18 protein-coding genes, 1 tRNA gene and 1 pseudogene are annotated in these 20,040 nt (G+C 60.2%); 14 read left to right on the plus strand and 6 right to left on the minus strand.

The genetic code is table 11. From position 1 onward, the window contains the following. Positions 1 to 123: 123 nt before the first annotated feature. Complete coding sequence (locus tag NX780_RS14860; protein WP_258828653.1) at positions 124 to 489, minus strand: VOC family protein; 366 nt, start codon at positions 487 to 489, stop codon at positions 124 to 126. Between the two features lie 82 nt (positions 490 to 571). On the opposite strand from NX780_RS14860, the gene NX780_RS14865 reads away from it, so the two are divergent. The 5 genes from NX780_RS14865 (at position 572) to mobV (ending at position 4,095) form a co-directional block, all read left to right on the plus strand. Then, on the plus strand, positions 572 to 895 hold the full coding sequence (locus tag NX780_RS14865; RefSeq protein ID WP_258828654.1) for a helix-turn-helix domain-containing protein: 324 nt from the start codon (positions 572 to 574) through the stop codon (positions 893 to 895). 77 nt (positions 896 to 972) lie between these two features. Continuing rightward, positions 973 to 1,063 (plus strand) — tRNA-Ser (locus NX780_RS14870). Between the two features lie 80 nt (positions 1,064 to 1,143). After that, complete coding sequence (locus tag NX780_RS14875) at positions 1,144 to 2,421, plus strand: phage integrase (RefSeq protein WP_258828655.1); 1,278 nt, start codon at positions 1,144 to 1,146, stop codon at positions 2,419 to 2,421. A 137-nt stretch (positions 2,422 to 2,558) separates the two neighbouring features. Next, entirely contained in the window at positions 2,559 to 2,900 is a 342-nt protein-coding gene (locus NX780_RS14880; protein ID WP_258828656.1) for a winged helix-turn-helix transcriptional regulator, read from the plus strand. Positions 2,901 to 3,087: 187 nt separating this feature from the next. Beyond that, positions 3,088 to 4,095 carry a MobV family relaxase gene (gene mobV, locus NX780_RS14885; protein WP_258828657.1) on the plus strand — a complete coding sequence of 336 codons (1,008 nt, stop codon included), beginning with the start codon at positions 3,088 to 3,090 and terminating at the stop codon, positions 4,093 to 4,095. 30 nt (positions 4,096 to 4,125) lie between these two features. On the opposite strand, the gene NX780_RS14890 is transcribed toward mobV, so the two are convergent. After that, on the minus strand, positions 4,126 to 4,719 hold the full coding sequence (locus NX780_RS14890) for a replication protein (protein WP_258828658.1): 594 nt from the start codon (positions 4,717 to 4,719) through the stop codon (positions 4,126 to 4,128). A gap of 888 nt (positions 4,720 to 5,607) precedes the next feature. On the opposite strand from NX780_RS14890, the gene NX780_RS14895 reads away from it, so the two are divergent. The 6 genes from NX780_RS14895 (at position 5,608) to NX780_RS14920 (ending at position 11,674) form a co-directional block, all read left to right on the plus strand. Continuing rightward, positions 5,608 to 6,018, plus strand: a complete 411-nt coding sequence (locus tag NX780_RS14895) for a BPSL0067 family protein (RefSeq protein ID WP_258828659.1) — start codon at positions 5,608 to 5,610, stop codon at positions 6,016 to 6,018. Further along, complete coding sequence (locus NX780_RS14900) at positions 6,015 to 6,422, plus strand: STY0301 family protein (RefSeq protein ID WP_258828660.1); 408 nt, start codon at positions 6,015 to 6,017, stop codon at positions 6,420 to 6,422. The genes NX780_RS14895 and NX780_RS14900 overlap by 4 nt, the downstream gene beginning before the upstream one ends. Positions 6,423 to 6,695: 273 nt before the next feature. Beyond that, positions 6,696 to 8,309 carry an ABC-F family ATP-binding cassette domain-containing protein gene (locus tag NX780_RS14905; RefSeq protein WP_258828661.1) on the plus strand — a complete coding sequence of 538 codons (1,614 nt, stop codon included), beginning with the start codon at positions 6,696 to 6,698 and terminating at the stop codon, positions 8,307 to 8,309. Positions 8,310 to 8,364: 55 nt separating this feature from the next. Beyond that, positions 8,365 to 9,387 carry a lipopolysaccharide heptosyltransferase II gene (gene waaF, locus NX780_RS14910; protein ID WP_258828662.1) on the plus strand — a complete coding sequence of 341 codons (1,023 nt, stop codon included), beginning with the start codon at positions 8,365 to 8,367 and terminating at the stop codon, positions 9,385 to 9,387. 23 nt (positions 9,388 to 9,410) lie between these two features. Continuing rightward, entirely contained in the window at positions 9,411 to 10,412 is a 1,002-nt protein-coding gene (rfaD, locus tag NX780_RS14915) for an ADP-glyceromanno-heptose 6-epimerase (RefSeq protein WP_258828663.1), read from the plus strand. A 110-nt stretch (positions 10,413 to 10,522) separates the two neighbouring features. Continuing rightward, positions 10,523 to 11,674: a sensor histidine kinase gene (locus tag NX780_RS14920; RefSeq protein WP_258828664.1), complete on the plus strand. Its 1,152-nt coding sequence runs from the start codon at positions 10,523 to 10,525 to the stop codon at positions 11,672 to 11,674. Here NX780_RS14920 and NX780_RS14925 read toward each other — a convergent pair whose 3' ends face one another. Continuing rightward, positions 11,675 to 12,067 carry a putative quinol monooxygenase gene (locus NX780_RS14925; protein ID WP_258828665.1) on the minus strand — a complete coding sequence of 131 codons (393 nt, stop codon included), beginning with the start codon at positions 12,065 to 12,067 and terminating at the stop codon, positions 11,675 to 11,677. Between the two features lie 127 nt (positions 12,068 to 12,194). Between NX780_RS14925 and NX780_RS14930 the strand changes: the two genes are divergently transcribed. Further along, complete coding sequence (locus NX780_RS14930; RefSeq protein WP_258828666.1) at positions 12,195 to 13,829, plus strand: M28 family peptidase; 1,635 nt, start codon at positions 12,195 to 12,197, stop codon at positions 13,827 to 13,829. Between the two features lie 137 nt (positions 13,830 to 13,966). Here the strand turns inward: NX780_RS14930 and NX780_RS14935 are convergent, their stop codons facing one another. The 3 genes from NX780_RS14935 to NX780_RS14945 form a co-directional block, all read right to left on the minus strand. Continuing rightward, the gene (locus tag NX780_RS14935; protein ID WP_258828667.1) at positions 13,967 to 16,555 is read right to left on the minus strand and encodes a hybrid sensor histidine kinase/response regulator; all 2,589 of its coding nucleotides are present in this window, start codon (positions 16,553 to 16,555) and stop codon (positions 13,967 to 13,969) included. Between the two features lie 87 nt (positions 16,556 to 16,642). Next, a complete protein-coding gene (locus tag NX780_RS14940; RefSeq protein WP_258828668.1) occupies positions 16,643 to 17,131 on the minus strand; it encodes an urease accessory protein UreE in 489 nt (162 codons plus the stop codon). Next, positions 17,128 to 17,661 (minus strand): GNAT family N-acetyltransferase, encoded by a 534-nt coding sequence (locus NX780_RS14945; protein ID WP_258828669.1) that lies wholly within the window; start codon positions 17,659 to 17,661, stop codon positions 17,128 to 17,130. The genes NX780_RS14940 and NX780_RS14945 overlap by 4 nt, the downstream gene beginning before the upstream one ends. Before the next feature lie 235 nt (positions 17,662 to 17,896). Here NX780_RS14945 and NX780_RS14950 point away from each other — a divergent pair, with 235 nt between their 5' ends. Both NX780_RS14950 and NX780_RS14960 read left to right on the plus strand, forming a co-directional pair. Continuing rightward, a complete protein-coding gene (locus NX780_RS14950; protein ID WP_258828670.1) occupies positions 17,897 to 18,376 on the plus strand; it encodes a chemotaxis protein CheW in 480 nt (159 codons plus the stop codon). Positions 18,377 to 18,455: 79 nt separating this feature from the next. Continuing rightward, positions 18,456 to 20,035: pseudogene (locus NX780_RS14960) on the plus strand (methyl-accepting chemotaxis protein). Positions 20,036 to 20,040 lie beyond the last annotated feature (5 nt).

Raw genomic sequence — 20,040 nt, forward strand, 5'->3', positions numbered from 1 at the left:
AAGAGTTAAATTCGGGCAACGATATCACTGCCTTGCCGGCGCTGCTTGAGGAAAACGGCGCATTTGGTGGGCAAAAGCGACATTGCCGCGCTTGGGGCGGCAATTTTATGCAGGACGCGTAGCTCAGGAAGAAGACAGCACGAAGGTATTCCCATCCGGGTCGCGGAACGTCGCGAACGAGCCCCAGGGCTGCACAGTCGGCGGCTCGATGAATTCGACGCCGCGCTGGCTCAGCTGGCGGTAGGTCGCTTCGACGTTGTCGCAGGCGAAGGAGCCATTGAAAAAGCTGCCGATGCGGTCTTCCTGGCCGTCCGGCGTGAACAGCACCACGCGCGTGCCGGCGCTGGCGATGCGCAGCTCGATCCAGCGCTTGCCCGGGCCCATCGGCTGGTCGGTGGAGATGTCGAAGCCGAGTTTTTCGGTGTAGAAGGCGAGGGCGCGGTCCTGGTCCGAGACCGGGATGCTGACGAATTTCAGTTGGGTGATCATGGATGGCTCATGCCGTGGTTGTCATGCCCGCCATTATCGTGGCAGACTCGCCTTCCGCGTGCTTTTTAATACTATAGTTTCCATGACTACCCGCCAGTCTTCGCTCGACGCCTATGTGTTCGAGGTCCTGATGCCCGACCTGGTCGGCCACGACCGCCGTCCGGCTGCCTTCGTCGTCTACCTTTACCTGCTGCATAGCGCGCAGGCTTTGGGGCGAGACCAGGTGCCGGCCAGCCTGCAGACGATCGCGGTGAAGACCGGGCTGTCGAAGTCAGCGGTGCAGGTGGCGCTGCGCCATCTGAAGCGGCGCGGGTTGGTCGGGGAGGATGAAGTCGGCACGCAAGCGAACCCGGTACGGCAGGTGCTGCGCCCCTGGCGGAGGCGCTGGACTGAGGCGGCGGCATGACGCTTGCGAGAACGGTCTTGTACAGAAGAGAATACTTGCTATAATAGGCGGCTTCGTGGACACACGAGACCCCATCAGGAGAGATGGATGAGTGGTTTAAGTCGCACGCCTGGAAAGCGTGTATAGGTTAATAGCCTATCGGGGGTTCGAATCCCCCTCTCTCCGCCAAGACAAAAAAAGCCTTTAAAATCAACGACTTAAAGGTTTTAATCAAAAGAGTTGGTAGCATTTTTGGTAACTAATCAAAGATGCTAAATCTTCCTGTCTACCTTCGTGGTAAATCTTTCTACCTTCATACGCGTGTTGCCGGTAGGCAATTTAAGCGTTCTCTTCAGACAAGTGATAAAATAATTGCCATTATTCGCGCTGTGCGGATCATGGAGCTTATTTTGTCCAAAACTGTCAAGCCTGAGGATTTCGACCTCAGCATGCATAAAAACTATGAAATTGACCTTTCTAGGGGTATTTTGCGTGCTGACGGTCCTGAGGACCATCAGATGTTGTTGGATGCTTTAAACAGCATTAAAACCATCAGGCAAGGTGTTTCTGAGTTCGAATCACAGCAAGAATCAATTCGTCCTAAGAGAAATTCAGGTTTAACTCTGCTTGAAGTTTTAGACAAATTTTTCCTGCTGAAGTCTCATCTGTCGCAAGCGACTCATCAATCTTATACAAAGACGACAACAGAATTTTCTAATTTTCTTCGTAATCCTTGTGTGTCAAATATCAGTGTGTTTGATGTTACTAAATATCAGGAATTTTTAGCCAACAAGAAGAACACAACAAGAACTATTGATAATAAAATTTCGGTTCTTCGAACAGTATTCAATTTTGCAATAAAGCAGGGATATATGAAAACAGAAAACCCAGCAAAAGAAAGAACCCTGCAATCAGGGAAAAATAAAACTCAATCAGGCTACGGGATTTTTGAAGTTGCTGAAATTAAGCAAATTTATCAGTCGGAATTTATGGAAAAATCTCGCACTGATGATCCCGATTATTATTGGGTTTTAGTGTTGGCGTTGTTAACTGGCTGTCGTATTTCTGAAATTACTTCACTCACAAAAGAACAAATAAAAATTAGTGAAACTGGCGTAAACTACATCAAAATTATTGACAGTAAAACGCATGCAGGTGAGCGGAGTATTCCAATTTCTAGCAATTTGATCGTAAGTGGCTTTGCTGATTTTATTGCAGATAAAGAAGATAAAATCTTTAAATATAATCTGCGATTAGGTAAAGGTTCAGGAAATGCTGTCGGTAAGAAATTCAAACGCCATTTGGAAGAGGTAAAAGTCAAAGGCAATAAATTGGTGTTTCATTCATTGCGAAAATTCGTCAACGATTTTCTGCTTGAGAATCAGGTTGCTTATGAAGCTCGTTGTCAATTCATGGGGCATGAAATTGACGACATTAACATCAAAATTTATACGAAAAAAATTACAATCGAAAACCTTGAGGCAATTTTGCATAGGTCAATATTTAAGCTGGAAATGTTAGCGGGCATTATGCCAACAAAATTCTAAATATATTTTTAGTTAAATTAAGCTCCTTCGGGAGCTTTTTTTATTGGGCGTTAATTTGCTTGCAAATTAATGTCCCAGCAGTTGACTTCATAAATATATCTGCTAAATGATAATTATTATTTATCATAAGGAGAAATATGAATCAACAAGAACACAGTGAATTAATGGCAGAACTCGGTAGAAAAGGGGGGCTTGCTAAAGGTGCCAAATACAAAATAAAGGTAGTTAAAATAATTCAGTATTTTGTAAATACTAGGTTGAACCAACAGGAAATTGCAGAAAAATTAGGCGTTTCACAAGCAATGGTGAACAAATATGTTAATAGTGATTTTTTGAAAATTGAGAGATTAAAACATAACTCCGTGGAGAAGATTTTCACCGAAGATGAGATAGATATAATTTTGCAGAAAATCCAGCTCGAAAAGGAACTGAAGAAACAAGCCAAGATTTTAAAGCCGAAAAAAATAATGAAAATATAGTGCTAAATAATAATTATCACTTAGCGTGCTACGGTTTTTGTTTCTAGCTCCATGCAATGGCGAACCAGCGCAACGCGCGTGCAGGGATTTTCACGAAGTGAAAAATCCCGTTGTGAGCAACGGGATTTTCAATCTCTTGCTTTCTGGCTTTTTTCTACTATGATAAAACTACAAAAACAAGAAAAATATGTATACCAATGTAGATATAAAAAAGTTTGGAGATCTCCAGGCAGCTAACGCGGCCGGCCATAATTTGCGTCAAATCCCATCAGATAATGTTAATACAAAAAAAACCAAGTTAAACACCTATTATGTGGGTGATCCTGATATGGATTTTAATGCGGTTTTATCTGAGAAGCTCAAAAAATTCAAAGTAAGAAAAAATGGCGTTAAAACGGTGAATTTAGTGTTCTCTGCGAGTCCTGAACTTTTTGAAAATAAAACAAAAGCTGCTGAATGGGAAAAACTTACATGGGAATTTATCGAAAAAACCTTTGGAAAAGAGAATATTGTTTATGCAGTTGTTCATAAAGATGAAACAACACCGCATTTTCAGGTGTCAGTAATTCCCGTTAATCCGAAAGGCAAAATTAGTGCTACACATTTTTTTGATGGAAGAAAAAAATGTGGTGAATTTACTACTGCATATAACAAAGCAGTAAAACATTTGGGTTTGAAAAGAGATAAAGGCAATAAAAAGGCTAAACCTGCGGATATCCGTGATTTTTATAACAAAGTGTTAGAAGCCAAGGGATATGACAAAAAAACAGACAATGCTATAGACAACTTTGATAAAACAATCAAGGATGAATCGACCTTCGGTTTCATCAAGGTGAGTACTGCTATGAAGCTTTTTCAGCCGTTTTGGGACGTTTTAAAGCGTTACAAGGCACAAAGGTTATCTGATGCCACAAAAGTGGCAGAAGCCGAAAAAAACGCTCAAGAGTTGGAGGATTTAAAACTGAAGTTTGACAATTTGGGTTTATCTCCTGATATCGAGTTTTCCAAATGTTTGGAGGTGAGAGAATTAATAGAGTTAGGTAGAACTGCTAAGGCAGAAAATGAGGCGAAAGCCTCTAAAGATGGGGCTTTGCAACTTGATCAAGAACCAATCGTTTCTACAAAATCTAAGAAAAGTTTACCTATTCCTGGTCGGAAGAGAAAAACAACAGGCGAGGACTCGGATGCTAAATGATAAATATCACTTAGCATATTTATCTACAGTCTATTCTGTGAAAATTAAATCATCTTCTTTCGCCTGCAAGTCATTGTATAGGTCCTTGTATAAATCATAATCTAACTTTGTTCCTCTAAAAAAATATTTGTAATTGAGGTAGAGATCTTTTTCTTCTCTTGTTAAAATATTTTTCTCGATCAATGAGGTAATTGTTTTATTAATATTTTTATAGCTAACATTTGCCGCTTTTGCTAACGATGTTAAATTGCATGATAATAGAACATTACCAAATTTGTCGTTTCTCTTCAGCATTTCATAGACGGCTAAAATGATTTTAAACTCATTCATTGTTAAATCATTTGTGTTTATGAACTTCAAGAAATCAGAAAAGAACAATTGAGTATAGACTTTACCATCATAATCGGAGGTAACTAATTCTCTCCTTTTGTTCGAATAAAGTACATCTATCATTTCGATCATTTTCAGTTTCTGATCGCCGTTGTATTCATCTGATAGAATTATCAGCTTTCTCGATTCCTTGTATGAATTTTTACATACATTCAAGACTTTGTTGATGTCTCTAAAATAGACATCGATCTCTTTCTGATCAAAATGCTGATTTAGTTTTTCTTTGATTGACATTTAATTTCCTTTATTGGTAAGAATTTATCTTACTTATAAAGATAAAATCCTGCTTGTCAAGATATTTGCCTTGGATTTGAGGATAGAATTTTAAACAAGTCAAATCTTCCTGCGGGCAGATATTTAGTAAGATTTTATCTTCTGATTTATCTTGTTCTAGCAAGATACCTTGAAATCAAAATTGTCGAATATCCTCTTGGAGGAAGATAAATATCCTCCTGGAGCAAGATAGTTGTCAATCTCAACTAAGTAAGAAAGCTAGTAAAAACGGGGCTTTCCAAAGAATTTCATTTTTTTCCCTCTATTAGATTATACCGACCTATATATTTTGAGTTTTCCGAACTTCGTATTTTCATTCTTTGGAAGCCTATACGGCTTCAGCCTAACCCGCCAAGGGACCTAGGCTTCGCAAAATTTAATCGTATAAACTATTTATACAGTTTTTCCTGAGGTTGATGTGTGGTAGCATCGAAGGTAGCAAAAAAATAGAGTTTTTTTCATGAACCTGCTACCAACCAGTTGATTTTAAATGGATTTTTAGAGAGGGAAGGTCTATCCCCCTCTCTCCGCCAAGAACATGTATCAGGCGATCCAAGATCGTCCACCGGACCCGCGTTACTCCCTGTGAGAGCGCGGGTTTTTTGTTCGTCAAGTGCTTTAGCGTCCATTGAAAGCCGTCATCTTTAACGGTACTCTTGACACGCTGAAAAGGCTATAGACGCGGACCTCCACTTCAACGTAAACCGACCTTCCGACGTCGTGACCGGAGAGGCGCTGCCGTTGGCGACCCGCACTTGATCCCGCTCCTATCGGGCGTTGACCGCAGCCAACTTGCTGTAAACCCAACACTGCAATGATGTCCTCTCACAGTTCATGGGAGAGGAACCGATGCCGCATGTATACAGTGAAGTCGACAAGCTGCAGCGCCACGGCTTGATCGATGGAGGAAACTGCGTCTCGCTCATCAAGGCCTTTCCACCAGGGCTCATCGGGCAGTCGACGCTGGTATGGAAAGAAGGGGCTCGAGTGCTTGGAAACCGGACTCTCGCACGCGGCACTGCGATCGCGACGTTCGAGAATGGAAAATACCCACGCCGCGGTGCTGGCCAAGGAAATCACGCCGCCTTCTTCCTCTGGCATACCAGCGACGGATTCTGGGTCATGGACCAATATCGGAGCACCAACCCGCCTCGGGCTTACGTTGGAAAGCGCTTCCTTCCGAAGCGAGGAAAGAACAAGGACGGGACCTACATTGACCCGAGCAACAACGCAGAAGCTTTTTCGGTGATCGAACGATGAAACGCGCCATTATTGCCCTCGCCCTGGCGGTTGCTCCGGCACTGGCGAGCGCCCAACAGGAGTCCTGCCCCCTCATCCTGCCTGAGGGCGCCGTTGTCGTCGCGCGCCCCCCTTCAGGGTGGAGCCCCGGGCCAAAAACGCAAGTTCACCTAAGCGGCGCAGGCATGATGAGCAGCCAGCCCGAAGGGATGCAATACCTGGTGCCGCGCGTAGACAAGAAGGCCAAGGGTGGCGAGCGGACCACTTTCGAGTTTCAGCCAAACGACGAGAAGTGGCTTTGGTGCGATTACGGCCCAGCTGCTCAAATCGCAAAACGCATTCAGGGCGCCTGGACCAAGTGCGAGCTGACGACGAAGCGGGATCGCCACCGTACCTTTACCGAGGTGAAGGCGACCTGCAAATAGGTCAGGCTGTCGGCGCCGGGGCAGGCGCGGAACGGTAGCACTTCCAGCCGCAGACCCGCACTGCGCCGTAGGCCGCGTAAGCGCGCCACCTCCAACACCAAGGGTACACACGCGAGGACCCCAGCCCTACAGGCCGTTGGTTTTTGATATCATCATGCGGTATTCACATTCGGAGGGTTCGTCCAATGCGCCATTGATGCCGCCGTCTACTTGACGGCCAGTTCTCCCATCTTCCCGCGAAAGCAGGGAGCACCCGGCATCCTTGGAGGTTTTATGACGCACCCATTCCTGGCGCTCGACAGCGCATCCTTCGATCTTCCCGACGGCACGACGCTGCTCTCCAGCCTCACGGAGCAGTTCGATTCCCAGCACACCGCCCTGGTCGGCCGCAACGGCATCGGCAAGAGCGTGCTCGCGCGCTTGCTGACCGGTGAGCTGCAGCCGACTGCCGGCCGCTGCATCCGTTCTGGCCCCGTGTTCTACCTGCCACAGCAGGTCGACCGCCTCCCTGGGGAAACGGTCGCCTCGCTCGCGCGCGTCAAACCCATCCTCGAGGCCCTCGCACGCATCGACGCCGGTAGTGTCGACCCACAAGATTTCGACCTGGTCGCCGACCAATGGGACCTGCGCGCACGCCTGAAACACGCGCTCGAACAGGCCGGCCTCGGGCACCTCGACGCCGCAACACCCGCCCAGCAACTCAGCGGCGGCGAAGCCATGCGCGTGGCGCTGCTGGGCGCCATGCTCTCCAGCGCCGACTTCCTCATCCTCGACGAACCCACCAACCACCTCGACGGCCGGTCACGTCAGGCGCTAAGCGAACAACTCAGGCAGTGGAAGCGCGGCCTGATCGTCGTCAGCCACGACCGCGCCCTGCTGGAGCAGATGGAGCGCATCGTCGAACTCTCCTCGCACGGCCTGCGCAGCTACGGCGGCAACTACAGCTTCTACGCCGCCGCCCGCGCCGCGGAGCAGGACAGCGCCCAGCGCGACCTCGACCATGCCCGCCAGGCCCTGCAGCGCGAGGAACGCGCCGTGCGCGAACAGCGTGAACGCCAGCAGCGCCGCCAGGCGCAAGGAGCACGCGACGGCAAGACCGCCAACCAGGCGAAGATCCTGCTGGGGCGCCAGAAGGAGAGAAGCGAAAACAGCGGCGGACGCCTGCAGCAGCGGCTCGAGGAAACGCGCCAGCAGCACCGCGAACAGGTGCGCAGCGCCGCGGAGCAGCTGCGCGAGGACGCGACGATCCGCCTGCAAGGCCCACAGTTCAGCGCCGCCGCCCAGCGCCGCGTGGCCCAGCTGGAAGACGTCGAGCTGCCTTTCGCTCCGCCAGCCCTGCGCCGGATCGACCTCGTCATCACCGGCCAGCAGCGCATCGGCATCACGGGCCCGAACGGCAGCGGCAAGTCGACGCTGCTGAAAGTCATCGCCGGAGAAATCGCACCATTGGCCGGACGAGTAAGCCGTGACCCGGCTTGCGCCTGGCTCGACCAGCGCCTGGCCACGCTCGACCCGGAACGCAGCGCCATCGAGCAGCTGCTGGCCGCCAACCGCACGGTCGCACCCGAGCGCCTGCGCACCTACCTGGCCCAGATCGGCCTGGACGCCCGCAAGGGTGCGCTCCCGACAAGCCTGCTGAGCGGCGGCGAACGCCTCAAGGCCGCGCTGGCCTGCGCTCTCTATGCCGATCCGCCCGCGCGCCTGCTTTTGCTGGACGAGCCGGGCAACCACCTGGACCTGGCATCCGTCGAGGCCCTGGAGGTGATGCTGGCCCAATACGCGGGCGCGCTGGTGGTCGTTTCCCACGACGAGGTCTTCCTCGAGCGCCTGAACCTGACCCATCGCTTGATGGCAGGGGAGGGCGGATGGCGCCTGGAGGCTTCTTGAGGCGGTCCCGCGGTTGCTATAATCGCGGATCACCCGCCTGTTTCTAGAAGAACCCATGTCGCGCACCCTTGTCATTTCCCCCAACTGGATCGGCGACGCCGTGATGGCCCAGCCGCTGCTGCGCCGCCTGCGCGCGCTGCATCCCGACCGCCCGATCGACGTGCTCGCCCCGACCTGGGTGGCGCCGGTGTGGCGCGCGATGCGCGAAGTGGACACGGTCATCGAGTCGCCCTTCAAGCACGGCTCGCTGCAGTGGAAGGAGCGCAAGGCGTTCGCGAAGATGCTGAAAGAGCGGGGCTACGCAGACTCCTACGTGCTGCCGAACACGCTCAAGTTCGCCCTGATTCCCTGGCTGGCCGGTATCAGGCGCCGCGTCGGCTACAAGGGCGAGATGCGCTACGGCCTGGTCAACGTGATGCACCACGACGAGAAGGACGCGCCGCGTCCGATGGCCCAGTTCTACGCCGCGCTGGCCGACAAGCCGGTGCGCAACCTGCCGCGTCCCGAGAAGCTCCCGGAGCCGGAGATGACCGCCGATCCGAAGGAGGCCGACGCCGCCATCGCGCGCCTCGGCTTACCCGCAGGGACTTATGTCGCTTTCGCCCCGGGCGCCGAGTTCGGCCCCGCCAAGCGCTGGCCCGCCCCGTACTTCGCCGAGCTCGCGAAAACCATCCGCGCCAATCGCCCGGACGCGCAGATCCTGCTGCTCGGCTCCCCGAAAGACCGCGCGGCCTGCGACGAGATCACGGCCCTGGTACCGGAAGCGCACAATCTCGCCGGTTCCACCTCGCTCAGCGAGGCGATCGCCCTGATCTCGCGCGCCGCCGCCGTGGTGACCAACGACTCCGGCCTGATGCACATCGGCGCGGCGCTCCAGCGCCCCGTGGTGGCGATCTACGGCCCGACCGACCCGCGCCACACGCCGCCGCTGTCCGAACTGGCGAAGATCCTGTGGCTGCATATCGAGTGCTCGCCCTGCCAGCAGCGCGAGTGCCCGCTGGGCCACCAGAACTGCATGAAACAGATTCTGCCAAACGATGTCTGGCAACCGCTGCAGCCCATGTTGGCTGCCGCCTGAACGAACGAGAGAAGAGGTCCACAATGATTCTAGTTACTGGCGCAGCAGGCTTCATCGGAGCCAACCTGGTCCACGCGCTCAGCAAGCGCAAGCCCTTCAGCGTGTTCGCCGTCGATAACATGTCGCGGCCGGACAAATTCCTGAACATCGTCGACGCCGAAGTGGCGGACTACGCGGACAAGGAAGACTTCCTGGTCCGCCTGAAGGCCGGCGAATTCGACGGCAAGTTCAGCGCCGTCCTGCACCAGGGCGCCTGCTCCAACACCATGGAGACCGACGGCCGCTACATGATGCGGAATAACTACGAGTACACCATCGCGCTGTTCGAATACTGCCAGCGCGAGCGCATTCCCTTCATCTACGCCTCGTCGGCGGCCGTCTACGGCGGCGGCACGGTGTTCAAGGAAGAGCGCGAGCACGAGCGCCCGCTGAACGTCTACGGCTACTCGAAATTCCTGTTCGACCAGTACATGCGCCGCTACTGGCAGCAGCACGGCATGCACAGCGGTTCCCAGGTGGTCGGCCTGCGCTACTTCAATGTCTACGGCCCGCTGGAAGGCCACAAGGGCACGATGGCTTCGGTCCCCTTCCACCAGTTCCACCAGTTCCGGAAAGAGGGCAAGGTCAAGCTCTTCGGCGCGAATGACGGGTACGAGGCCGGCACCCAGATGCGCGACTTCATCTACGTCGAGGATGTCGTGAAGGTGAACCTGTTCTTCCTCGATAACCCGGACAAGCGCGGCATCTACAACCTCGGCACCGGCCGCGCCCAGCCGTTCAACGACCTGGCCGTCGCCACGGTCAATGCCTTGGCCAACGAGGGCAACGCGCCGCTGACGCTGGAGCAGATCGTCGAGAAGGGCCTGCTCGAATACCTGCCTTTCCCCGACAAGCTGAAGGGCAAGTACCAGAGCTTCACCCAGGCGGACATCGGCGCCCTGCGCGCGGTCGGCTACACCGAGCCCTTCACCGATGTGGCCAATGGCGTCGCCAAATACATGCAGTACCTCAAGTCGGTCGGCTGAGCCGGCAGCGCTGCCAGCAGGGGCCGGCGCATTCACGCGCCATGGGTAAAGACCGTCAGGTAGACTGGGATCACGTTCCTTTTTGCTAACGCGAGCACGGTCACCCAGGCATGAGCGAGAACCTTACCGGACACCTGTCGCCCGACGACCCCGGGCTGTCGCCCATCACCCGCGCCATGCTGGCCGTGCGGAGCGAGGTGCTGCAAGCCTGGATGGACCAGGTGCGCAACACCGTGCCGCAGGCGCGGGAACTGCCGCGGCCCATCCTCGAGAACACGCTGCCGGCCTATTTCGATACCCTGGCGGCCCTGCTCACGCCCGGCTACACGGCGCGCGTCGTCAACGACCTGGGCGCCGTGGCGAGCGAGCACGGGGGCGAGCGCGCGCGCCTGACGGAGTACGACGCCACAGCCGTCATCCACGAGCTGCAGATCTTCCGCGACACCCTGTTCAGCGAACTGGCGCGCCACGACGTGGTCCTGGAGGCCGGCGAGCAGGCCATCCTGTCGGCGCACATCGACACCACCATCCGCGAGAGCGCCAGCGCCTTCACCGTGGTGCAGGCCGCGCTGCGCGAGCAGTTCGTGGCCTCGATGGCGCATGACCTGCGCACGCCGCTGTCGACCGCCCAGATGGCGGCCGAGATGATCAACCATACGTCGAACGACCCCAGCGTGCGCCGATTCGCCGAGAAGATCGTCGCCAGCACGCAGCGCATCGACGGCATGACGCGCGAGCTGCTCGACCGTATCGCCTTTTGCAAGACCGGCGCCGTGCGTCTCGCCATCGAACGGGTCGACATGGCGGCGCTGGTGCGTGAAGTGGCGCAGTCGGCCGAAGTGGCCCACCCGATCGAACTGCGCATCGAACAGGAAACCATCGAGGGCTGGTGGTGTCGCGATGCGATCCGGCGCGCGCTCGAGAACCTGCTCAACAATGCCTTCAAGTACGGCGCCGCGGAGGAAGCGGTCCGGCTCACCGTATCGACCTCGTCGGGGCGGGTCCAGGTAATGGTGCACAACCAGGGCGACCCGATCGCGCCGGAAGACAGCGAGAGCATCTTCCAGCTCTACCGGCGCGCCGGCAGCCGGGGGCCGGGCGGGGGCGGGGGCTGGGGCGTGGGCCTGCCCTATGTGCGGCGCGTGGCCGAGGCGCACGGCGGCAGCGTGCTGATGTCCTCCTCGCAGGAGGACGGCACCGTCTTCGTGATCGACATTCCCTTGGACGCGCGTCCCTTTAACGGCGCGCCCACGGCCGCCTGATCAGCGCGGGCTTGCCAGGCCCTGGCCGCCCACCGGTTCCGTCTCGAAGCGCTCGCCGAAGCCGGCGATGAGCGGCCGTCCCTTGGCGATCGCGGCCTGCACCGAGGGCAGGGCCAGCGAGGCCTTGTGGCTGGCCTGGCTATCCCAGGCTTCCGTGATCCACAGCGCATCCGCATCAAGCTTGTCCTTCGCGATCACATAGCTCAGGCAGCCCGGCATGGCCGCCGTACCCTCGAGCAGGATGGCGATGAGGGCCTCGCGCTGGCCCGGCTGGGCGCGCATCTTTCCGATCAAACCGTACATGGGCGGGTTGTCCTTCTTTTCTGGATTGGCGTGGGCGGCAAGGGGCAGGGCGGCTAGCAGCGAAATGGTGGTGCGGCGCGAGATGCTCATGGTGTCCCTCTTGAGTAATTGGACAAGTATGACGCGCTCCGCCCAGGCCGGCAATCGCGGCCGCATGAGGTATGTATGCTCGGTTATCATGATCGTTTGCCAATCCGCTTTTTCGAACGGAACCCCGATGCGACTTTCCCCGCTTGCCCTTGCCGTCTCCCTGAGCCTGACCCTGTCCGGCGCCGCACTTGCCCAGGCCCCGGTGGTCTCCGAGCCCGTGCTGCGCGCCCACCTGTCCCTGCTGGCCGACGACCTCTTCGAAGGCCGCGGCACCGGCCAGCGCGGCGGAGATCTTACCGTGCGCTACCTCGAGACCCAGGCCGCCCTCATCGGCCTCAAGCCCGCCTTCGGCAACAGCTACCGCCAGAAGGTCGAGATCGAGGGCACCCGCCTGCTGCCGGGCAGCAGCGTGGTGTTCGAGGCGGGCGGCAAGCGCATCGAGCCGGTGCTGGGCAAGGACATCGTGTTCGGCACCTCCAGCGGGCGCACCAGCCTCGCCTTCGAGGCGCCGCTGCTGTTCGTGGGCTACGGCGTGTCCGCACCGGATGAGAAGTGGGACGACTACAAGGACGTGGACGTCAAGGGCAAGATCCTGGTCATGATGGTCAACGACCCGCAGCCGACCAGCGAGGAACCGGACCGCTTCGCCGGCAAGGCCTATACCTGGTACGGCCGCTGGCTCTACAAGTTCGAGGAAGCGGTGCGCAAGGGCGCCGCCGGGGCGCTGCTGATCCACACGACCCCTTCGTCCTCCTATCCCTGGAGCGTGCCGGCCAACGGCTTCTCGCACGAGCGCTTCCGCCTGGCCGGCCCCGGCAACCCGGTCGAGGGCTGGCTGCACGAAGACATGGCGCGCACTTTGTTCGCCGCCGGCGGCTTCGACCTCGACGCGCTGCGCGAGCGCGCCGAGCGCCGCGACTTCCGTCCGGTGGAGTTGAAGGTCAATGCGCGCGTTGACCTGAAGTCCGGCATCCGCCAGGTCGAGCAGTACAACGTGGCGGGCGTGGTGCCGGGATCGGACCCGAAGCTGAAGGAGCAGGCGGTGGTCTACTCCTCGCACTGGGACCACCTGGGCATGGACGACGAGGCGCGTGCCGGCGCCGCCGGGCGGAAGGACCGCATCTACAACGGCGCCATCGACAATGCATCGGGCACCGCAGCCCTGCTGGCGATGGCGGCGGAGGCGGTGAAGAAGCCGGCGCGCCGTACCCAGGTTTTCCTGTGGCCGGCCGCGGAAGAGGCGGGCCTGCTGGGCAGCGCCGCCTACGTGAAGAACCCGGCGGTGCCGCTGGCGAAGACGGCGGCCGACCTGAACCTCGACAGCCTGAACTTCGCCGGCCGCACGCGCGACATCGGCGTGCCCGGCGCCGAACGCAGCACCCTGTACGACACCGCGGCGGTGGTGGCGAAGGGCATGGGCCTGAAGCTGGCCCCGGCCATTCCCGACCTGTCGGGCTCCTACTTCCGCGCCGACCACTTCAACTTCGCCAAGGCCGGCGTGCCGGCCTTTAACGTGGGCTCGGCCGTGTTCTCGGGCGACGGCCATTTCGAGTTCGCCCACGACCACGCGGCGTCGAGCGCGAAGCTGGTCGGCTTCAAGAAGGACTACCACCAGGTGAGCGACGAGTACCGCGCCGACTGGGATTTGTCGGGCATGGTGCAGCAGGCCCAGTTCACCCTGAACCTGGGCTATGCGGTGGCGAACGCGCCCGGCATGCCGGCCTGGAAGAACGGCGATCCTTTCGGCAGCGTCAAGCGCTGAATCGGCCCTTGTAGGGCGGTCGGCTCTGCCGACCGCGCGTCCAACTCCCGCATGTAGGGATGCGCCGCGTGATATTCACGCACTGTTTGAACGCGCGGTCGGCGAAGCGTGATCCGGTCCACTGGACCGGATCACCCCTACGCGGCGCGGCGCGCCGCCAGCACGGCGGGGGCGCCCTGCAGGATCGCCTCCAGCGCCGCCATGTCCACCGGCTTGACCAGGTGGTGGTCGAAGCCCGCCTGCGCGCTGGCCAGGCGGTCCTGTTCCTGGCCATAGCCGGTCACCGCCACCAGCAGGGCGCCGCGGGTGGCCGGCAGCTGCCGCAGGCGGCGCGCCAGCTCGTGGCCGTCCATGCCGGGCAGGCCGATGTCGAGCAGGCAGACCTCCGGGGCGAAGCCGGGCGCGATGGCCAGCGCGCTGTCCGGCTCATAGCGGACCTCGACCGCATGGCCTTGGGCGCCCACGTACATGGCCAGGATCTGGGCCGCATCCACATTGTCGTCCACCACCAGCACCCGCAGGCCGCCGGCTGCGACACCGTCCAGCTTCGAGGCGTCTTCCTGAGGCGCTTCCTCATCCGCCTGGCGCGGCAGGCGCACCGTGAAGATCGCGCCCATGCCGTGGCCGGCGCTGGCCACGCCGACGCTGCCGCCGTGCAGCTCGACCAGGCTGCGCACCAGCGCCAGGCCGATGCCCAGGCCCCCCAATGAGCGGTCGGGCGTGCGCTCGCCCTGCACGAACATGTCGAAGGCCCGCTCCAGTTCCGCGGGCAGCATGCCGATGCCGTTGTCGCGTACTTCCAGCGTCAGCTGGGCGGCGTCGACGCTCAGCGCGACCTCGATCCGCCCGCCCGGCTCGGTGAACTTGGCGGCATTGTGGAGCAGGTTGCCGACCACCTGGACCAGGCGCTTGCGGTCGCCCAGCACCCAGGCCGGTTGCGGCAGCAGCTGCAGCTCGAGGGTGTGGCGCTTGTCGCGCACCAGCGCCTGCACCTGCTCGGCGGCGTCGCGCACCACGGCGTTCAGGTCGGTGCGCTCCTTGGCCAGCACCACCAGGCCGCGGGTGACGCGCGAGACGTCGAGCAGGTCGTCCACCAGGCCCGCCATGTGGCGCGCCTGGCGCGCGATGATGGCGCTGATGTGCTGGACGCGTGCCGGGTCCAGGCTGGCCTGGCCGAGCAGCTGGGCGCCGGAGGCGATCGGCGCCAGCGGATTGCGCAGCTCGTGCGCGAGCATGGCCAGGAATTCGTTCTTGCGCTGGTCGGCCTGGCGCAGCGCTTCCTCGGCGCGTACCCGCTCGCTCACGTCCTGCATGGTGCCGCGCAGTGCCACGACGGCGCCGTCCGGGCCGTGCACGCTCTCGCAGCGGTAGTCGAGCCAGATGCGGTGGCCGTCGGCGTGCATGGCGCTCAGCTGCAGCTTGCCGCTGCCGCCTTTGCCATGGCTGCGCGCCAGCTCGCCGGTGAGGCGCCGCACCTGTTCCCACGATTCTTCCGGCAGCAGGGTGCCGCGCTGCTGTGCGAAGGGCGGTAGCGCCTGGCCGAAGATGTGCGGCACGGAGTCCGAGACCTCGATGGCTTCTTGCCCGAGGCGCCAGTGCCAGGTGCCGAAGCGCGCCAGCATATGGGTTTCGCGCAGCGCCGATTCCTTGGCCGCGAGTTCCAGCGAACGCTGTTCGAGGAGGAGCGCGGCGTCGTGGATGGCGGCGGCCACGTCGGCGGTTTCCCGCACGTAGAATTCGTCGGCGGTGTGCGGGCGGGCGCCGCGGCCGAGCGCGAGGGCCGGCGCGCTCAAGGCCTGCACCGAGCGCGCCAGCCGGCCGCCGATCAACCAGGCGAGGCAAAGGCCGATCGCAAACAGTCCGACGGCGACGCCGGCCATCAGCGCGAGCTGCTCTGTCAGCTCGGCGCGCAGGCGGGCGCGCGGAAGGCCGATGCCCACGCCCCAGCCGCTCGCGGAGACGCGCGAGAAATGCGTCAGCACCGGGATGTTCTCCGCGGTACGCGAATCGATCACGCCTTCCGGCGCGCGCAGGATGCCCGCATACAGGGGTGGGGTCACGCGCCTGCCGATGTTCTTCTCCGGCTGGACGTTGCGCATGAAGATGATGCCGTCGCGGTCGAAGATGCTGGCCGTCGCGCCTTCCGGCAGCGACTCCGGCGTCAGGATGCCGGCGAAATATTCCGGGCGCAGGCGGATGCTGAGCACGTAACGCAGCTCGCCGTGCTCCCGCACCGGCACGTCAACGCTGACGGTCGGGCGGCCCGACACCGGGCCCGTGAACACGTTCGAGGTCGCCGGTTCGCCGCTCGCAAATACCTTGTCGAGGAAGCTGCTGCGGTCGACCGGCAGGGGCGTACCCCAGGGGACGGAGGTATTGACCAGCTGCTGGCCGCCGCGGTCGCGCAGCACCAGGTCCATGCCGACGCCGGACAGCGCAAGTGCGTCGCTCGCCTGGCGGTGCACGAGCCGGAAATCGGCGACTGCGATCGCGTTCAGGATCGACAGGGACTGGCCGATGGCCCGTGCCTTGTCCAGCCGGTTATCGACGTTGTTGACCAGTGCGCGCACCGTCTGCAGGGTCTTGCGCTCGACCTGGGCGCGCCCTTTCTGGTACTGGTTGACGAACAGCAGCGTGGCGCCGACCACGCCGGGGAGCAGGGTTGCCAGGACCAGCCAGAGGAGGTAGGCCCGCAGGGGTCTGCGGGCAATGGAAGTCGAAGTCACGTAATCATGGGCGCCAAGGTCGGTTGCACGATTCTACGTGACATTGCATCAGAGTACTGTCTTTACAGCGTAGCGAAACAGGGTCTATCAGGCGCCGTCGATGTCCAGCGCCGGCGCGCCGTTCCGGCCGGCTACCCCGCCATGCTGGGGCGGTTCCGCTTCCGGCTCGAAGGGCGCCAGCTCCTCGTGCACATCGGCGCCCATGGCGGCGACCAGGGCGCGCAGGGCGGGCGCCGCGCGGATGCGCAGGCCCCAGGGGCAGACCTGGGCGGCGATCCGGCGCCGGCCCAGCAGCAGCGCGCAGCGTGCCAGCACGGCGGGGTCGGGCGAGCGCAGCGCATAGGTGGGCTCCGGTGCGGCGACGACGCGCACCACACGGCCATCGTCGCCGCGCAGCAGGTCGCCGTGGCGCAGCCGGCTGCCATGCGGCATGGCCAGCGTCACCGCCTCGCCCGAGGCCAGCAGCGCGCGCAGGCGCGCCCGTCCGCGCCGCTCCCAGGGCAGGGCCAGCACGCCGTGCACCCGCGCCGCGTGGCCGATGCGGTCCGTCAGTGTCAGGAGGGAAGGAGCGCTCATGGGCGGCGGCTGCGCGGGAACAGCGTCTTGTACCAGATCGCCGCCGCCCGCCAGTGTCCGTTCGGGCTGCAGGCGAAGTCGGGCAGCTCGCCGAGCCGGATGAAGCCGGCACGGTCGACCAGGCGCTCGGCGCCCGAACCGGACTCCGTGTCCAGGAACAGCAGGCCGCGGCGCAGTCCCAGCGCCTCGATCTCGGCCGCCTGGAGCAGGGCGGTGCCGACCCCGCGCCGGCGCACGGTGCAGTGCACCAGCAGCTTCTCCAGGGCGGCGCGGTTGCCGGCGTTCGGCTCCTGCGGGAAGGCGAGCTGCACGGTCCCGACCAGCATGCCGTCCTGTTCGGCCCCCAGCAGCACGCGGCTGCCGCGCGCGACCTCGTGCCCGACGCCCTCCCAGTAGGCCGCGAGCTGGATGTCGTCGAGCCCGGCCAGGAAGCCGAGCGAAAAGCCGTCGGCGACCGCATCCAGCAGCAGGGTGGCCAGCTGCGGCCGCAGCTCGCGGATCGCGCGGGTGTCGAGTCGGTGGATGATCATGGCCTCTCCTTCGGATGTGCCAAGGTGATCATGCACGATGCGTGCCAGCTTTTCCGTATGGACACCGTGGCATCCAGACAGGCGAAACGTTGTACCTACGCCATATTTCGCACCGGGAAAGGGAATATTTTCGCGGTCTTGCATCTTCTCCATCGCATCCGCACCAACTTGGACGTAATGTATTGTTGCGCTACAGCAATTACTCAATTCAGTTCAAGAACAAGGGAACCCAATCATGGACGCAGCCAAGACGACCGAAGAAAACGAAGTGCTGTCCTTCCGCCTCGGGAAGGAAGAGTACGCGATCAGCATCCTGAAAGTGCAGGAGATCCGCGGCTACGAAGAGCCGACCTTGCTGCCGAGCGCGCCCGCCTGCATCAAGGGCATCCAGAACCTGCGCGGCTCGATCGTGCCGATCGTGGACATGCGCATCCTGTTCAACCTGGGCGAGCCGACCTATGACCAGTTCACCGTCGTGATCGTCCTGAACATCAAGAACCACGTGATCGGCATGGTGGTCGACAGCGTCTCCGACGTCGTCACCCTCGAACCCGAACAGGTGCGTCCGGCGCCCGAGATGGGCAGCACCTCCGACGGCGACTACATCACCGGCCTGGGCACGATCGACGAACGCATGCTGATCCTGCTCGACATCGACCGCCTGATGAGCTCCGAGCAGCTGGGCCTGATCGCGGCCATGAAACAGGCTGCCTGAGTTTGACCAACCCCGCGGGTGGGCTGCTCGCAACAGAAAGAGAACGATGAATCTTGCAAACCTGAACATCGGCTAGCGCCTGGGACTGGGCTTTGCCACGATCTGCACCATGCTCGTCTGCATGGTCGCCATGAGCAATCACATGCTTGGCCGTATCAACGATGGCACCGACGAGATCGTCAACGGGCGCATGCCGCGCATCGAAGCGACCAACAGCCTGATCGACGAGGTCAACGACATCGCGATCGCGCTGCGTAACATGATGCTGACCAGCGAGCAGGCGGACCGCCGGAAGCAGCATGAGGAAATCCTCGCCTCGCGCAAGGAAGTCGATCGCCTGCTCGCGGACTGGACCGAACCCTGCAGAATCCGCGCGCCCGCCAGCTGCTGGCCGAGATGAACACGCATGCGCAGCGCTATACCGCCGGCCAGGAGCAGCTGATCAAGCACGTCAACGATGGCCTGGACGAGGAAGCGCGGCAGCACCTGGCCGAAGAGGTGCGCCCGGTGCTGGCAGCCATGCGGAAGGCCCTGGACGAGCAGGCCGCTCTGCAGAAGTCGATCGCGATGGACAAGGCTGCCGAGGCCCAGCGCACCTACGAGAACACCTCGCGCCTGATGTGGGCGCTCGGCGCGCTGGCGCTGGCGCTGGCCGGCGTGGTTGCCTGGCTGATCACCCGTTCGATCACGGCGCCGGTGCGGCGCGCGCTGGAAGTGGCGAACACGGTCGCCGCCGGCGACCTCACCAGCCGCATCGACGTCACCACCCGCGACGAGGTCGGCCAGCTGCTGCGGGCCCTCAAGACCATGAACGAGAACCTGGCGCGCACCGTCGGCACCGTGCGCAGCGGCACCGACACCATCAACGTGGCCGCTTCGGAAGTGGCGGCCGGCAGCCAGGACCTGTCGAGCCGAACCGAGCAGCAGGCATCCTCGCTGGAAGAAACCGCGTCCTCGATGGAAGAACTGACCTCGACCGTCAAGCAGAACGCCGACAACGCGCGCCAGGCCAATGTGCTGGCCGAAGCGGCTTCGCAGGTTGCGCAGAAAGGCGGCGCCGTGATCGGCCAGGTCGTGGGCACCATGGCCGACATCGATGCCTCCTCCAGCAAGATCAGCGACATCATCAGTGTGATCGATGGGATCGCCTTCCAGACCAACATCCTGGCGCTGAACGCGGCCGTCGAAGCGGCGCGCGCCGGCGAGCAGGGCCGCGGCTTCGCGGTGGTGGCGACCGAGGTGCGCAACCTCGCCCAGCGTTCGGCGGCGGCAGCCAAGGAAATCAAGGAATTGATCAACGATTCGTCGAGCAAGGTCGCGAGCGGCAGCCGCCTGGTGGCCGAAGCCGGCGCCACCATGCAGGAAATCGTCGACAGCGTGCGCCGCGTGAACGACATCATGGGCGAGATCAGCTCGGCCAGCGCGGAGCAGACCGCCGGCATCGAGCAGATCAACCAGGCGGTGGTCGAGATGGACAACGTGACGCAGCAGAACGCGGCCCTGGTCGAGGAAGCGGCGGCCGCCGCCGAGGCGATGAAGGAGCAGGCCGCCAAGCTGACCGCGGCGATGGCGGTGTTCCAGGTCGACGCCGGCCAGGCGCGCCAGGCGCCGCAGCCCGTGCCGGCGCCGCGGCCTGCCGGGCAGGCGCTGCTGGCGTAAGGCGC

It is taken from the genome of Massilia agri, from assembly GCF_024753255.1.
GTDB classification, from domain to species: domain Bacteria; phylum Pseudomonadota; class Gammaproteobacteria; order Burkholderiales; family Burkholderiaceae_D; genus Telluria; species Telluria agri.

Bases quoted from the DNA above. Each gene is read 5' to 3' on its own strand.
- NX780_RS14940 (WP_258828668.1), bottom strand. From the start codon at position 17,131: ATGAGCGCTCCTTCCCTCCTGACACTGACGGACCGCATCGGCCACGCG.
- NX780_RS14925 (WP_258828665.1), bottom strand. From the start codon at position 12,067: ATGAGCATCTCGCGCCGCACCACCATTTCGCTGCTAGCCGCCCTGCCC.
- NX780_RS14950 (WP_258828670.1), top strand. From the start codon at position 17,897: ATGGACGCAGCCAAGACGACCGAAGAAAACGAAGTGCTGTCCTTCCGC.
- mobV (WP_258828657.1), top strand. From the start codon at position 3,088: ATGTATACCAATGTAGATATAAAAAAGTTTGGAGATCTCCAGGCAGCT.
- rfaD (WP_258828663.1), top strand. From the start codon at position 9,411: ATGATTCTAGTTACTGGCGCAGCAGGCTTCATCGGAGCCAACCTGGTC.
- waaF (WP_258828662.1), top strand. From the start codon at position 8,365: ATGTCGCGCACCCTTGTCATTTCCCCCAACTGGATCGGCGACGCCGTG.
- NX780_RS14865 (WP_258828654.1), top strand. From the start codon at position 572: ATGACTACCCGCCAGTCTTCGCTCGACGCCTATGTGTTCGAGGTCCTG.
- NX780_RS14945 (WP_258828669.1), bottom strand. From the start codon at position 17,661: ATGATCATCCACCGACTCGACACCCGCGCGATCCGCGAGCTGCGGCCG.
- NX780_RS14900 (WP_258828660.1), top strand. From the start codon at position 6,015: ATGAAACGCGCCATTATTGCCCTCGCCCTGGCGGTTGCTCCGGCACTG.
- NX780_RS14860 (WP_258828653.1), bottom strand. From the start codon at position 489: ATGATCACCCAACTGAAATTCGTCAGCATCCCGGTCTCGGACCAGGAC.
- NX780_RS14890 (WP_258828658.1), bottom strand. From the start codon at position 4,719: ATGTCAATCAAAGAAAAACTAAATCAGCATTTTGATCAGAAAGAGATC.
- NX780_RS14920 (WP_258828664.1), top strand. From the start codon at position 10,523: ATGAGCGAGAACCTTACCGGACACCTGTCGCCCGACGACCCCGGGCTG.
- NX780_RS14880 (WP_258828656.1), top strand. From the start codon at position 2,559: ATGAATCAACAAGAACACAGTGAATTAATGGCAGAACTCGGTAGAAAA.
- NX780_RS14905 (WP_258828661.1), top strand. From the start codon at position 6,696: ATGACGCACCCATTCCTGGCGCTCGACAGCGCATCCTTCGATCTTCCC.
- NX780_RS14895 (WP_258828659.1), top strand. From the start codon at position 5,608: ATGCCGCATGTATACAGTGAAGTCGACAAGCTGCAGCGCCACGGCTTG.
- NX780_RS14875 (WP_258828655.1), top strand. From the start codon at position 1,144: ATGCTAAATCTTCCTGTCTACCTTCGTGGTAAATCTTTCTACCTTCAT.
- NX780_RS14930 (WP_258828666.1), top strand. From the start codon at position 12,195: ATGCGACTTTCCCCGCTTGCCCTTGCCGTCTCCCTGAGCCTGACCCTG.